We start from the raw sequence: 15,004 nt of genomic DNA on the forward strand, positions 1-15,004 counted from the left end.
CTTTTTACAGGAGACTAAAGAAAATGAAAAATATATTTGATGTGACAATTATTGGTGGAGGACCAGCAGGACTTTACTCCGCTTTCTACAGTGGTTTAAGGGAAATGAAAACAAAAATCATTGAATATCAGCCACAATTGGGTGGAAAAATTCATGTTTATCCGGAGAAGATGATTTGGGATGTTGGAGGACAAACGCCAATTTCAGGAGAAAAGTTAATTGGTCAATTAGTACAACAGGGGTTAACATTTGATCCAGAAGTAGTATTAAATGAGAAAGTAGAATCTATTGCTAAAGATGAGAATGGAATTTTTGTTTTACATACAGCTTCCGGTGAGAAGCATTATTCCAAAACCATCATAATAGCTGTTGGCAGTGGAATATTAAACCCAACAAAGCTTGAAATAGAAGGGGCAGAACGATTCGAAGTTGGGAATTTAAATTATACCGTAAAATCATTGCACCGTTTTAAAGGAAAAACAGTCATTATTTCGGGTGGAGGAAATGCCGCGATTGACTGGGCTAATGAACTGGAGCCAATTGCTAAAAAAGTATATGTGACATACAGAAAAGATGCCTTGAACGGACATGAAGCACAAGTAACTCAACTATTAGAAAGTTCCATAACTTGTTACTTCAATACGACTATTTCAAAACTTATAGCAAGTGAAAATCATGATGTTATTCAACAAGTAGTATTAACAAACCATGAAACAGGGGAAATATCCTTATTAGATATAGATGAAGTAGTCATCAATCATGGGTATGAGCAAGATGCGGATCTCTTAAAGAATAGTGAAATAGATATTCAAATTGCTGAAAACTTTTATGTAGCAGGAACTAGTTTGAGTGAATCTTCCGTTGAGGGTGTGTATGCTGCAGGAGATATTTTACAACATCCGGGTAAGCTGTATTTAATTGCAGGTACTTTCCACGATGCTGCAAATGCAGTCAATCAGGCAAAACAATATATTCAACCAGATGCAGATAGTATTGCAATGGTTTCATCTCATAATGAAGTCTTTAAGGAAAGAAATAAAGAACTAATCAAACAACTTATTTAGTAGAAAAAAGCTGAGTTACATTGCTCAGCTTTTTACCATTTGGCTTTGTGCTCCTCGATACAGCCTAGTAATTGATGAATTTGTAGTGTAGGACCGTTTTCTAACTGTATTTTTCCATTATAGTAACCTACCATTTGATGAACATTCGCAGTGACAAGCTTTACATCTGTTTTTGCAATCCTATGGAAGAAGGGAGTAAAAGTTAAATTTACTTCATTTGAAAACTTGGTTTTTATTGTCCAAGGTTTCATGAAATTATTCGTGTCATAGTTAAATAATACATCCTCATGAATTTTCGTGAGGATGCCATCTACAAAAACAGCATTTTCTGTCATACCTGTTCCATCTGTCCATTTTCCGCCCAAGTTCAACCCAATTCGTTTGGAACCGACACGTTGGGAAGCAAAACCCCAATTCCATAAAGCTTCTCGTGGCCAAACACCTCTGCCATAATCGAGTACAGAGAAATTATCTTCGGCTTGAAAAGAATAACGAGCATCTCCAATTTTGACAAAACCAGTAGTTGGCAATAAATGATGCTTCGCTGTAAATTGAAATTGCGTCCGACTCCATGGAATGACGACGTTGAGTGATTCATCCTCTAAAGGGTGCGAAATATGTAAATCAACATGTAAGAAATCTCCATCAAAGTTAGGGACGGTAACCATCAGATGAGTTTCATTTTGTAGATATAAAAGTTGAATCGACATTTCTTTTGAATGTAAATGAACGCTCTCTAAAACGTGAGTAGGCATTTTTACTTTATTGCCCAAAGGAATCGTTACCGTCTTTTCCACGTAACGTTGCGTTTCATAGTTTAAAAAATATACAAAGCAAACTGCTGCATAATCTAAGTGACTAATAGTTGCAGAAAAAAGGATTTCATCTCCAAACACACACCAATAATTCCACTTTTTCTTCCGCATATAGTGTCCTTTTAAATTACTTTCAATGATTGGCTTCTTTGCATATCCAATCGCTTTTGGATTTAAATTGCCTTTTTCATCACAAAGCAAAGTGGGCAATGTAATTTCTTTCTCTGCATGCTGTGGCATTAGCCTTCTTCCTTTCTAAACTAATAAGAAAATATTTTTCTTCCTACTCCGTTTCTTTCTTAACTCCAGCGCTTTTCTCGCTAGATTTTTGTTTTGATAATAAAATACAATTCATTGAATCAATACTAGCATATATTTTAAACGAAATCATATAAACAAAAGAGAGGGAGGTGGAAAATTGGCAACATATAACCGTGCCGCAGCAGTAGCCTATGCACAAAAATGGTGGAATAGTAACAATCCTAAGTTTCCGAAATTCGATGTGGATTGTACCAATTATATTTCACAATGTTTATTTGCAGGTGGTGCTCCCATGAGAGGGCAGCCGAATAGGGGGAAAGGGTGGTGGCTTGGAAATCACACGTGGAGCTATAGCTGGAGCACTCCACACGGGTTACGATGGTATTTGGCAAAATCGACAAAGGGGTTACAAGCGACCCAAGTGGATTCTCCAACGCAATTAATACCGGGAGATCTTATTTTTTATGATTTTGAAGGAGATGGTAGATACGACCACTCGACGATTGTGACCAGTATCAAGGATGGTATGCCATATGTAAATGCACATACAAATAATAGTAGAGATAGGTATTGGAACTACGAAGACTCTTATGCACATACACCAAAAACAAGCTATATTTTCTTTCAAATAAAAGATAACTTCTAAAAGAAAAAGTGTACCTAAACGAAGAATGTTTAGGTACACTTTTTTAAAATAGAATGCATATACAACTAGTGTCCAAAAACCCACTGTTCATAAGCACTTAAAGGACACTTGCATTTTTCTCATTATTTTACATACCACAGTACTGCTAAGGTTTCTTCACCTGCGTGAACTGCTAAAGACGAACTAATTTCACCAATGGATACTTGCAGGCTCGGTAATTCGAGTTGAATTGCATTTTTTAAATCCTTCGCTTGCTCTATTGCATTAGCATGCATAATGTATACTAGTTCTACACCTTCGGATTGAACAGATGCTATTACTTTTTGAATCAGATATTGTATCGCTTTTTTGTGAGATCGAACTTTATCCAGTTCTTGTAATTCACCTTTATTGTTAATTTGAATAATTGGTTTTATTTTTAAAAGACTTCCAAGATAGAATTGGGCACTACTTAATCTACCGCCTTTATAAAGCTGAGTTAAGTTGCCGATTAATATGTAGTTACGGAATTTAGTCGCTTCTATTCTTAAAGACGAAGCAATTTCCTCAAATGATAAACCTTGTCCTTCTAAATGAAACCCTCTTTCTACTAAACCTGTAATTCCAGCAGATAATGAAAGAGAATCGACACATTCAACATGAACTTTTGCAATTTGAGCGCCATTTAATGAAGAAGACATCGTTCCACTTAAACCGTTGGAAACATGGATAGCAATAATTGACTCATACTCTTTGCTTAGTTTAGTATAAAGTTCCACAAATTCACCAGCAGATGGCTGAGATGTTTTTGCTGAATCCGTACCATTTCGAATGCGTTCGTACAATTGTTCCGAAGTTAAATCTACTCCGTCTATAAATTGTTGTTGACCAAAATGTATATTAAGCGGAATAATATACACATCCGGATGCTCTTTTAGCATCGTATTCACAAATGCACTGCTATCTATTACCCAAGCTATTTTTCTCTTATTCATACTAAACACCCTATTCAATAAATTATTTATTTTATAATAATTATAGCATATTGAGCTATAGGATACTTTATAACTATGGTCAAAATTACTATATTTTATATAATGATTAGGACTGCTTTTTCCACCATCTTGCATGCCATGATTCCGCTAAATCATGGCGATGACGAACGAGAATGACTATGATTGCAACGGAAAGAGGCCATGCACTGTAAAAGGCAGGATTTATCCAACATATGAAAGCATACGAAAGAAAAGCCAAGAGCATACTTAATGTAGCACTTCTAATCATTACGAGTAAAACGACAAAAAATGCTGCCAAAATTCCAAATAACATTGGATTATATACAAGTGCTACACCGATAAAAGTAGCTATTCCTTTACCGCCTTTGAACTTCAGCCAAAACGGATAAAGATGGCCTAATATGACTAGAAGTCCACCTGTTGCAATAATAGTTAAAGAAAAATTATAATAAAAGCCTATATATATAACAAGGATCCCTTTTAGTGCATCACCTAAAAAAGTTACAAAGAATGCAGACTTCCCAAGAACTGCACCAGCATTTCTTGCCCCTAAATTTCCACTGCGTATCGTGCGTAGATCGGTTTTTTTCCATTTACCTACCCACCAAGCAGTAAGAAAAGTACCGATAAAATAACTAATTATCCAATATAAATACATTACATCACCCCATCGAGTTTGATTGTGAGAGTAGAGAAAGGTTGCCAAGTATGAAAATACGATTATTACTATTATTTTTCCCTTTATTATTTATACTAGCATCCTGTTATACAAATACCGATACTCATCCATCTGCAAAAGATGGAGAGTTGGTCTTAAGTAGAGAAGATTTCACAAGTCCGGAGTTAATCCAATTGAACGGGGAGTGGAAATTTTTTTGGGAGGAATTAGTAACGGAAAATGAAATTAAGGAAAGGATACAACAAAAAAACCAGGCAAATATGATAATACCATCCAGTTGGGAAGATAAAGTAGGGACTTCTTTTGGATACGGAACATACTATTTAAAAGTGATAATACCAGAAGAAGTAGTAGGCAATACTTTGGCCATTACAACGACCAACCAGAATACATCATACACACTTTCAATAAATGGTGTAAGAGTTGCTTCCAATGGTTATGTTGGGACTAGTTTCAGTACGACTGAACCAGTATATTCAAATCGTTTAGTATATTTTACACCGAGGAATAAAGAGATAAATATCGTTTTACATATTTCGAATTTTAGCAATCCGACAGGTGGAGCAACTAAGCCAATTTATTTAGGAAGTTCTGATCAAGTAACAAGAACCTATGATAATGCGTTAGCTTATACAATGTTTATTATTGGTTCCATTTTAGTTATGGGGATTTACGAACTATTTATTTTCTTTTTTAGAAGAAAGGAGAAAGTATTTGCTTATTTTGGTCTAATTAGTATTTTCATTTCGTTATATTCCATATTAAAGCCACCTTATTATTTTAACTATTTTTTCCCTATGATTCCTTGGATATGGGTAAATAAACTAGAAATTATTTGTATATATGTTCTCTTTTTGTTGTATTTATATTTAGTGCGAACAATGTACCCCAAGGAAATGAAGAAAACACCTGTCGTTATTGGAATAAGCGTTTCCATTGGTGCAATTATGGTCACCTTATTTACAAAGCCGATATTTTATCAACCACTATTAAATTACTTTTTCGTAATTGTTGCTCTATTTATGATTTACATTTTATATGCGCTCATTTTAGCATATAAAAGAAATAGACCAACTATTTTTGTAAATCTCTTAGCGAATTTAATATTTTTTGGATCGGTTATAAATGATGTATTATTGTCTCTAAATTGGATTCATTCCATTCCGTTTACAACTATTGGCTTCTTTTTATATGTACTCATACAGTCCATCAATTTAAGTAAAGAGTATGCTCGTAAATTTGAAGAAGCAGAGAATTTGTCTATTGATTTACAGCAGTTGAATGAAACTTTAGATGAAAAAATTAAAGAAAGAACAAAAGAACTGAAACAAAAGAATGGAGAATTGAAAAAGTTGACCCAAGTGGATGGTATGACTGGAATTTATAATAGAAGATACTTCAATGAAAATTTAGGCAAATATTTTAATGAAGCAATTTCTTCTAATAATCATTTGTCCATGCTAATGATTGATGTAGATAATTTTAAAACATATAACGACAACAAAGGACATGTTGCAGGGGACGAATTACTAATTAAATACTCCCGACTTTTGCGCGGGATGTGCAATGATAACACGTTTGTTGCAAGGTATGGTGGAGAAGAATTTGCAATAGTTTTACCATATGTTTCAATACAAGAAGCTGCTGGATTTGCAGAAAACCTACGTTTATTAATAGAAGAACAAAAGAACTCAGCTAATATTGACGATAATTATGTCACAATTAGTATTGGGGTATCATCGACGGAGAATCATGCATTTAAACAAAAAGAAGAACTAATTGAGCGAGCGGATTATGCACTTTATGAATCGAAGAAAAATGGAAAAAATCGTGTAACGGTATTATGAGAAAAGCAAGTCTTTTATTAGTATGAATTAATTGGTATGATGTACATAATCATACACGTTTATTAAAAGGGAGTTTTTCAAAATATGATGGATCAATCATTAACTGTTCGAGATGCGATTATTCAAAGACGTTCTATAAAGCAATTTAATGGGCAACCTGTGGAAAGAGACGCATTACTAGCTATTTTAGAAGATGCAATATGGGCACCAAATCATCAGTTAAGACAGCCATGGCGCTTTGTCATAGCTTGTGGAAAAGAGCTAGTAGAATTATACGATGTGTTAAAAGAATTCGCAGTTCCTAAATGGAAAGAGCTATCTGAAGACGAATTAGAAAAACAAATGAAAAAATTCACAACACCGGGCGGTTATGTATTTGTCATTGTTCCTGAAGATGCGCGTCAAAAGGAACGATTAGAAGATTATGCTGCAGCTAGTATGCTTGTACAAAATGTACAGTTACTCGCTTGGGATCGTGGAATTGGCTCATGTTGGAAAACACCAGGCTTTTTAGACAATCCAAAATTTCGTGAAGCACTTGGAGTAAAATCAGGAGAACGCATCATTAGTATGTTGCAGGTCGGATACTTTGATGAAATGCCAAAACCAAAACCCCGCAAAAATGTAGACGAATTAATTACGATATTCGAAAAACAAGCATAAGGAAATGGCTATCTCGCATAGAGATAGCCATTTCTTTGTTATATTCTTAGAGATGGCGTTGGTGTGGAATTATTATCCATTAAAAGTAAACAAACGGCACAACGAGACCATCTCATTGCTAACCAAGACCAATTTGAGCATAAGCGCAACCAAATTGCATCTACCAAAGACCAATTCCGGTAGAACAGCGACCATTTCTCATAATAAAGAGTTAACTTGACGTGGGATAGGCCTTTATTTTTGAAAAACTTCAACTGTTCTCCAGGATTTTCAACTAAAAAACACATGAATCATTGAAATCCATGTGTTTTAGTAGAAATTATTTTTTTAAATCTTCTTTAGAAAGTCCTGCAAGTTCATAATAGTAGTCTCCGATTACTCGTAAGCCTTGGTCGAAGTTTTCTAAATGGAAATGCTCGTTTGGTGCATGGAAATTTTCAGTTGATAAGCCGAAGCCCATTAACACTACCGGCAAGCCGAGAATTTCATCAAATGCTGCGACGATAGGGATGGAGCCTCCACCGCGAGTATATGCTGTTGGTACATTGTATACTTTTTCGTAGCTACGGCCAGCAGCTTGAATTGCTGGGTGATCGAATGGTGTGATAAAAGGTTTACCTTTATCGAATTCAGTTAGTGTCACTGTGACACCAGCTGGTTTATTCTTTTCGATATGAGCTCTAAGTTTAGTAACTATTTCATCTGGATCTTGATCTGGTACTAAACGACAAGTAATTTTTGCGCCAGCTTCACTTGGTAAAACCGTTTTAATGCCTTCTCCGGAGAACCCACCGAATACACCATTAATTTCTAAAGTTGGTCGAACCCAAACGCGCTCTAAATGAGAGTATCCTTTTTCTCCAAATAGTTCGTCCACGCCAACTTCTTTTTTCAATTCTTCTTCATCGAAGCCAAGTGCTTTATAAGCTTCTTGTTCTTCTTCTAATAAAGGACGTACATTGTCATAGAAACCTTCTACTTCAATAGTGCCTTCTGCATCACGGAAAGAATCTAAAATGGACACAAGTGCGTGGATAGAGTTTTGAACTCCGCCACCATATAGACCAGAGTGAAGATCGCTTTTTGCACCTTTAACATCAATTTGCACGCCGCAAAGACCGCGTAAACCATAACAAACAGCTGGTTGACCAGGGCCTTGCAAACCTGTATCCGAAATGACAATCACATCAGCGGCAAGTTTTTCTTTATTGTTTTCAATATATTCTTCTAAGTTAGGGCTACCGACTTCTTCTTCGCCTTCAATTAAAAGCTTTACATTAACAGGAAGCGTTCCTACAGTTTGAAGAAGAGCTTCAATTGCTTTTACATGCATAAATACTTGCCCTTTATCGTCACTAGCACCACGGGCATATAATTTATTGTCTCGAATTTGTGGGTCAAAAGGTTCTGTCTCCCAAAGATTTAATGGATCCACAGGTTGTACATCATAATGGCCATAAATAAGCATCGTTGGTTTTCCTTCTGCATGTAACCAATCGGCATATACAACAGGGTGTCCACTTGTTTTATCAACGATTACATTTTCTAAACCAGCTTTCGATAAAGAATCTGCTAACCATTGTGCTCCTTTTTGCATATCTTCCTTATGTTCGGATAAGGAAGAAATACTTGGAATGCGTAAGAATTGTTTTAATTCCTCTAAATGTGCTTCTCTTTTTTCAGTAAAGTAATTGTCTAATGTTGAAAATTGGCTCACTAGAATCCCTCTTTTCATAAAATTTCGTGAATAGAAATAGTATAGCATAAGATTTGTGACAACTAAAATCACAGTATGATATAGTTATAAAAAGAAATATTGTTCGACTTTATTATTTTAGGAGGATACAAAATTGTACACAGAGTTTGTACTATTAGGGTTTGCACTACTTGTTTCGTTTTTTTTATCGGGTAGTGAAACAGCATTAATGACAGTTAATAGGATGAAGGTCCGGTTGCGTGCTGAACAAGGAGACAGGGATGCTGAAAAATTACTTGTTCTTTTATTAAAGCCGGACCAGATGACAATAACAATATTAGTAGGAAATACTATTTCTAACATAGCAATGACCGTGCTGCTAATCCTTATTGCAGAACACTACCATTGGAATATAGTATGGTCTGTAATAATTTTAACTGTTGTTATTATTTTATTTGCTGAAGTATTACCGAAAACAATTGCTGCTACTTTTTCTGAAATAGTTGGTTATAAGGTAGCTCCATTGATAAGACTATTTGTTAAATTGTTGAAACCATTAACGTTTTTAGTAGCTGGACTGATTAATATGATGATTCGAATTGGTTCCAAAGGTATGGTCAAGGAAACGACCATTTCCAAAGAAGAACTTTTGAATATGGTGGATATAGCCTCAACAGATGGTACGTTTGAAGAAGAGGAGTCTGAACGAATAAAAGGAATTCTCGACTTTCCAAATAAAGATGTATCGGACGTGCTATCGACGCATCGAACAGAAATGGTGGCAATTCCTCTAGAAGCTACTTATGAAGAAGTACGTGATACGATTCTGGAGCATTTTTATACGAGATATCCTGTTTATGAAGAAGATATGGATACAATAGTAGGAATGTTTTATACCAAAAAACTAATTGAGTGGTCGATGGATCCATCTAAGAAATTAGAGGAAATTATCGATAAAGATCCATTGTTTGTCGTGCAGACATTAAGTGTTGAAAGAGTGTTTAAATTGATGCTAACGCATAAAAAGCATATGGCGATAGTATTGGATGAGTATGGCGGAACACTTGGTATTGTTACACATGAAGATTTAATTGAAGAAATGATTGGACAAGAAATAGAAGATGAAACAGATGATGATGAAGATATTTTAGTGCATGAAATGACTGAAAATCGATTAATCTGCGCAGGACGTTTAGAAATTGAAGAAATTAACGAATTATTTCATATTAATATTTTAAACGAAAATGACACAATTGGTGGATTTGTGCTAGATCAGTTGGGGCATGTACCAGAAGAAAATGAGCAGTTTTCTTATGAAAATTTACTAATTGAAGTAAACGAGATGGATCGAAACCGTGTTGCAAAACTAACAATTATAAAAAAAGAAATCATCCTTCCCGAAACGCAAGAGAGTTAACAGCTCCTTGCGTTTTTTTCTTTTGTCACAAGGTTAGAAATGAAAAATTTTAGGACGCTTTAGATGCTTATTGCGCACATGCATCGGAATGTTGCGAGTAACACATCCGATATTGCGAGTAGACGAAATAATGTTGTGAATAATGGATGTCATGTTGCGCCTAATTTATATACTGCGTCATAGTGACCGCCGGGATTTCCGCTCTAGGCGGACGCTTACCGAGGGGGGAGCGGATGAGCCAGCACCGTCGCATGTGCGCCGCTTGTGCGGTCTCATCTGTCTCCCTGATCCCTTCGGAGTCGCCGCCTGCCGCTGCAATCAATAATGTGCATTATTTTACTTGTTATCCACAACATAGAATACATTTTGCTTAATCTTACAAGGCATATGCGCAAAATAGAGCGAGATATGAGCAACATTTGGATGGATTTGCACAATATAATGATAGCGCACACTTTATAAGTGCCATCTCACACTAAGTTAAAGCTTTATTATGAGAAATGGTCTCGTTGAGTAGCAATTTGGTCTCGTTTGCGATAGTTTTTGTCTCGTTTGACGGTAAGTTAGTTGCGAACATCACTTGATTGGTCTCGTTCAGCCATTTATTGGATTTTATTTTAGAAAACACTTCATAAGATTGAACGAAATATAGTAGTGATGTTGAATAGTTAGCAAATAGGATGGATTTTCGCTGCAGGGCGGCGACTCCAGCAGGAGGCCAACAGGATGTTGGTCACAAAGGGGTTGCCACACGATGTGGCGCTCTTAGCCTTTGTTCCTCTGTGAGCAAAATGAGACTTCACAACGGCGCGTAGAGACGGTGAAGGCTCATCGCTCACCCTGCGGAAAGCGTCCGTTCTGCAGCGAAAATCCTAGCAGTAACTTTCTTACGACGCAGTATATAAATAATGTGTAATCCACATGCGGAGGAAAGTTGTTGTACTTAGATAACGATGCTGCTTAATTCTGATTTACTTACACGTTTGTAATAAAGTTGAAAGAGAATCCGATGGAGTGAAAGGTTGTTATTTGGCATTATATAGGTAACAAGAGAAGACGAGCGGAGGAATAATTATGCAGGTTAATATAGAAGGCGTATACGAGGAATACAACCGGTACATATATTTTTTATGTTTGAAATTAACGAAAAATCAAATAGATGCGGAAGATCTAATGCAAGAAGTGTGGATGAAAGTGGTACGATATGAATCTTATATGAAAGAAGTAGATCATTTAAAGGCTTGGCTCACTACCATATGTATGAATACATTTCGTGATCGTTACCGTAAACAAGTAAGACGAAGTAAGTACATTGCCAATCAACCGGAACAACTTGACGTTTCTATTCTAGATTTAATTGCCGCTGATGTATTATCAGTTGAGGAGCAACTGGAGAAAGAAGACGTTGGTGAAATTGTTCGTTCCAAAGTTGCTGAGTTAGATGGCATCTATCAAAAAACAGTTTTGTATTTCTATGTCCATCAATTTTCTTTAATTGAAATTGCAGAAGTAATGAAAGTTTCAATTGGTACAGTTAAGTCACGTTTATTTAGAGCGAAGCAACGCCTAAAGGAATTAATTATGAATGATGAATTAGCGAAGGATTCCTTAATTTTAGCATAATATGGAAAAGAGCTTTTCGACATTTTGATGTTGAGAAGCTCTTTTTTTTTAGAGATTTGGTGATTTGGTCTCGGGTCTGGTAGATTTGGTTGCGGCTAGGCCTGAAATGGTCTCGACTTCAGGCAAATAGCTCTCGAAGTGCCATTTACTGTAAGGGATTTACCGGTTTTAGTAGTGCCATTCACTATTAGAAGTAGAACCAGTTTTTAATCTGGCGAATGGTAAGACTAGGAAAGAGTCATTTCCATCAAAAAAGGCCCCAAGCTTCTAAAAAGCTTGGGGCCTGGAAACAAATTATTCTTCTACAACTTCTTTTCCAGTAGAAAACCATTCTTCAACGTTCCATACTTTTGTTACTAGGCCTTCGTAGAATTCAGGTTCATGACTTACAAGGACGATTGTGCCTTTATATTCTTTCATCGCACGTTTTAGTTCTTCTTTCGCATGAATATCTAGATGGTTCGTAGGTTCGTCAAAGATTAACCAGTTACTGTCTTCCATCATGAGTTTGCATAAACGGACTTTTGCTTGCTCCCCACCACTTAGACTAGAAAGGGGACGGGAGATATGTTCACTTTTTAAACCAGTACGGGCAAGTGCACCGCGTACTTGGTTTTGTTCCATGCTTGGGTAGGTTTCCCAAATGGATTCGATTGGAGTAATATTCCCAGCTTTTACTTCTTGTTCAAAATAACAAGGGAATAAAAAATCTCCGCGAGTTACTTTTCCACCTAGAGCTGGGATTTTGCCTAACATCGTTTTAAGTAAGGTAGATTTACCAATCCCGTTCATTCCAACTAGCGCAATTTTTTCTCCTCGTTCAATTGTAAACGTTAATGGAGGGAGCAGCGGGTTATCATAACCGATTTGAAGATGGTCTGCCTCGACAACATAGCGACCAGAACTGCGGGATTCTTTAAAACCAAACTCTGGTTTTGCTGCTGTTTCCGGACGGTCAATGCGCTCAATACGATCTAGTTGTTTTTGACGGGATTTTGCTCGTCCTGTCGTAGAATAACGTGCTTTATTTTTGGCGATAAAGTCCTCTTGTTTCTTAATGAAATCTTGTTGCTTCTCATATGCATCAATATGTTGTCTTTTATTTAACTCAGCAAGCTCTAAAAATTTATCGTAAGATGCAGTATAACGAGTCAGTTTCGAGAATTCTAAATGGAAAATGACATCTACAATACCGTTCATAAATTCTGTATCATGCGAGATTAATAAAAATGCATGTGGATAGTTTTTCAAATAGTTCGATAGCCAGTTCACATGCTCTTCATCTAAATAGTTGGTAGGCTCGTCTAGTAGCAAAACTTTTGGTTTTTCTAATAAAAGCTTGGCTAGAAGAACCTTCGTCCGTTGACCACCAGAAAGTGCTTCAACTGGGCGTTCTAAACCAATTGCATCTAGCCCAAGTCCACGAGCAACCTCTTCTACTTTCATATCTAACGAATAAAAATCGCCAGCGTCTAATGCATCTTGAATTTCCGCCATTTGTTCGAGTAATTCTTCTAATTCTTCTGGAGTAGCATCCGCCATTTTTGCGATGATTTCATTTAACTCTGCCTCTTTTTTATAAAGAGGCAAAAAAGCATCTCGCAGTGTGTCGAACATGGAGCGACCTTGTTGCAGGCGCGTATGCTGGTCTAAATATCCATAATGTGTGCCGGGCAACCATTCTACACGGCCCTCATCATAAATAATTTCACCTGTTAAAATGTTCATCAAAGTTGACTTTCCAACTCCGTTTGCTCCAACAAGCCCAACATGTTCTCCTTCCACTAAGCGAAAAGAAACTTCCTTAAAAAGAGTGCGATCTCCGAATGTATGTCCCAAATTTTCTACGTTTAATAAGCTCATCTATTATTTCCTCCAAAAAAGAAAGCTCAGCAGAAGACAAATCTGCGAGCTTTCAGACTGTTGATAAACGCTTTTTTTCTTCGTTGCAAGTAGCGCCTGACTGCAAAGCGTTTTCAAAACAGTTCAAGGTGTCACCTTCGAAAATACAAGTAGTCTACAATCTAAAAGCGATCCGTTTACAAATCTGCAAGCTGTTTGTTTAATGCTGCAAGGTCTTCTTCCATTTGGGCAAGTCTACGTTCAGCGTTTTCCAGTTGAGTGGGATATCCGTTAGACTCCAGTTTTTCCATGTCGCCTTGTAAGCGAATATAATCCATTTTTAACTCAGCTATTTGCATTTGTAGTTGGTCTTTTGTCATGAATGTTCACCTTCAGCTTTTTGCATTATTGTAGCATAAAAAGTTGGCTAGCGTACGATTTCTTGTTCCTCTTTTTTATTCGCAATCGTCTGATCGATAAGTTTTACTACTTCTTCTAAGTTCGAACTAAATTGAAAGTTCTTTTGTTTTTGTATATAAGCTTTTCTTCTGTTGTCGTGTAGAATGATTTCCATCACTGCGTTTTGTAGATACGATTGCTTTATTTTACGTCCTAACCCTAAGTTCGCAAAGCCATTTTCTTCTTGAGGAAATGCGAAATTCATTTCTTCCTCATGTGCACAAAGAATAATACAAGGAATTTTTAGCTGTGCTACTAAAAAAGGGGTGTAAGCACCAGATGTTATGACGATATCACTATTGTAGATATAAGATTCTGGTTCTTTTGTAGAAATGATTTTAATGGACTTCCGGGTAAGCGCAAATCGCTTTAGCTCGGTTATATCATGTTTGTAATACTCATCTACTACTACAGTAATCTGTAGTGGAATATGCAGTTGCACAAGATGTCTTAAAGTACGGTACGTTAAGTTTTCAGGGTCTTCATGGGGAAAGGCTACGACGATATGCGGCGGATCCTGCAGCATATTATTATTTTTATAGATTAATTGATGAGTGGGAATAAACCCAGTAGGACCATATACATAATTTGCTTTCGATAATTCCTTTGGGTTTTCATAGAGTGCTTGAAATACGATGTCAGCTAAAGCGCTACCATCACCGTGATCATCAAAATGGATAAGTGGACAGTTGAACGTCTTTAAATTCCGAATAAGATCTTTTTCGGAATTCCCACTATCATGAATAATACAATCTGGTTTAAAAAGTTTTAGTATTTCTAACAGTTGACCATTATTTTTGTATATATTAGCTTTGATATTTTGCGTTACTAGATATTCGATAAGGCCAGTGTTTGAACTAGGCACAAAAACTTTTGTGTCTGTAGATTTTATAGCAGGGAGTAGTACTTTAGCTCGATCAGCAGGATATAATCCACGGTGTGAAAATGTATTTAAAAGATAAGCTAGTTTCAATATTCATCTTCCTTTCCTGACATA

General features: G+C 36.4%; 13 protein-coding genes. 6 read left to right on the plus strand and 7 right to left on the minus strand.

Annotation, left to right across the window (positions count from 1 at the left end; genetic code table 11):
• Nucleotides 1-23 precede the first annotated feature (23 nt).
• Nucleotides 24-1,064, plus strand: a complete 1,041-nt coding sequence (locus ACEPXG_RS02650; protein WP_391207232.1) for an NAD(P)/FAD-dependent oxidoreductase — start codon at nt 24-26, stop codon at nt 1,062-1,064.
• A gap of 32 nt (nt 1,065-1,096) precedes the next feature.
• Here ACEPXG_RS02650 and ACEPXG_RS02655 read toward each other — a convergent pair whose 3' ends face one another.
• Nucleotides 1,097-2,119, minus strand: coding sequence for a DUF2804 domain-containing protein (locus ACEPXG_RS02655; RefSeq protein ID WP_391207234.1), 1,023 nt, complete (start codon nt 2,117-2,119; stop codon nt 1,097-1,099).
• 178 nt (nt 2,120-2,297) lie between these two features.
• Between ACEPXG_RS02655 and ACEPXG_RS02660 the strand changes: the two genes are divergently transcribed.
• Entirely contained in the window at nt 2,298-2,786 is a 489-nt protein-coding gene (locus ACEPXG_RS02660) for an amidase domain-containing protein (protein ID WP_391207236.1), read from the plus strand.
• A gap of 122 nt (nt 2,787-2,908) precedes the next feature.
• On the opposite strand, the gene ACEPXG_RS02665 is transcribed toward ACEPXG_RS02660, so the two are convergent.
• Both ACEPXG_RS02665 and ACEPXG_RS02670 read right to left on the minus strand, forming a co-directional pair.
• A complete protein-coding gene (locus ACEPXG_RS02665) occupies nt 2,909-3,760 on the minus strand; it encodes a DegV family protein (RefSeq protein ID WP_391207238.1) in 852 nt (283 codons plus the stop codon).
• A gap of 106 nt (nt 3,761-3,866) precedes the next feature.
• Entirely contained in the window at nt 3,867-4,439 is a 573-nt protein-coding gene (locus ACEPXG_RS02670) for a glycerol-3-phosphate acyltransferase (protein ID WP_391207241.1), read from the minus strand.
• A gap of 50 nt (nt 4,440-4,489) precedes the next feature.
• On the opposite strand from ACEPXG_RS02670, the gene ACEPXG_RS02675 reads away from it, so the two are divergent.
• Nucleotides 4,490-6,307, plus strand: coding sequence for a diguanylate cyclase (locus tag ACEPXG_RS02675; protein ID WP_391207244.1), 1,818 nt, complete (start codon nt 4,490-4,492; stop codon nt 6,305-6,307).
• Between the two features lie 84 nt (nt 6,308-6,391).
• On the plus strand, nt 6,392-6,970 hold the full coding sequence (locus ACEPXG_RS02680) for a nitroreductase (RefSeq protein WP_391207247.1): 579 nt from the start codon (nt 6,392-6,394) through the stop codon (nt 6,968-6,970).
• Nucleotides 6,971-7,289: 319 nt separating this feature from the next.
• On the opposite strand, the gene ACEPXG_RS02685 is transcribed toward ACEPXG_RS02680, so the two are convergent.
• Complete coding sequence (locus ACEPXG_RS02685; RefSeq protein ID WP_391207250.1) at nt 7,290-8,687, minus strand: dipeptidase; 1,398 nt, start codon at nt 8,685-8,687, stop codon at nt 7,290-7,292.
• 133 nt (nt 8,688-8,820) lie between these two features.
• Between ACEPXG_RS02685 and ACEPXG_RS02690 the strand changes: the two genes are divergently transcribed.
• Nucleotides 8,821-10,083 carry a hemolysin family protein gene (locus ACEPXG_RS02690; RefSeq protein WP_391207253.1) on the plus strand — a complete coding sequence of 421 codons (1,263 nt, stop codon included), beginning with the start codon at nt 8,821-8,823 and terminating at the stop codon, nt 10,081-10,083.
• Between the two features lie 1,074 nt (nt 10,084-11,157).
• Nucleotides 11,158-11,706, plus strand: coding sequence for an RNA polymerase sigma factor (locus ACEPXG_RS02695; RefSeq protein WP_391207255.1), 549 nt, complete (start codon nt 11,158-11,160; stop codon nt 11,704-11,706).
• 294 nt (nt 11,707-12,000) lie between these two features.
• On the opposite strand, the gene ACEPXG_RS02700 is transcribed toward ACEPXG_RS02695, so the two are convergent.
• The 3 genes from ACEPXG_RS02700 to ACEPXG_RS02710 all read right to left on the minus strand — a co-directional run bounded on the left by ACEPXG_RS02700 (nt 12,001) and on the right by ACEPXG_RS02710 (nt 14,980).
• Nucleotides 12,001-13,569, minus strand: coding sequence for an ABC-F family ATP-binding cassette domain-containing protein (locus ACEPXG_RS02700; RefSeq protein ID WP_391207258.1), 1,569 nt, complete (start codon nt 13,567-13,569; stop codon nt 12,001-12,003).
• 176 nt (nt 13,570-13,745) lie between these two features.
• Nucleotides 13,746-13,928 carry an SE1832 family protein gene (locus ACEPXG_RS02705; protein ID WP_391207260.1) on the minus strand — a complete coding sequence of 61 codons (183 nt, stop codon included), beginning with the start codon at nt 13,926-13,928 and terminating at the stop codon, nt 13,746-13,748.
• 47 nt (nt 13,929-13,975) lie between these two features.
• Nucleotides 13,976-14,980, minus strand: coding sequence for a hypothetical protein (locus ACEPXG_RS02710; RefSeq protein WP_391207262.1), 1,005 nt, complete (start codon nt 14,978-14,980; stop codon nt 13,976-13,978).
• Nucleotides 14,981-15,004: the final 24 nt, after the last annotated feature.

The sequence above is a fragment of the Psychrobacillus sp. L4 genome, assembly GCF_042944905.1.
Classification (GTDB): domain Bacteria; phylum Bacillota; class Bacilli; order Bacillales_A; family Planococcaceae; genus Psychrobacillus.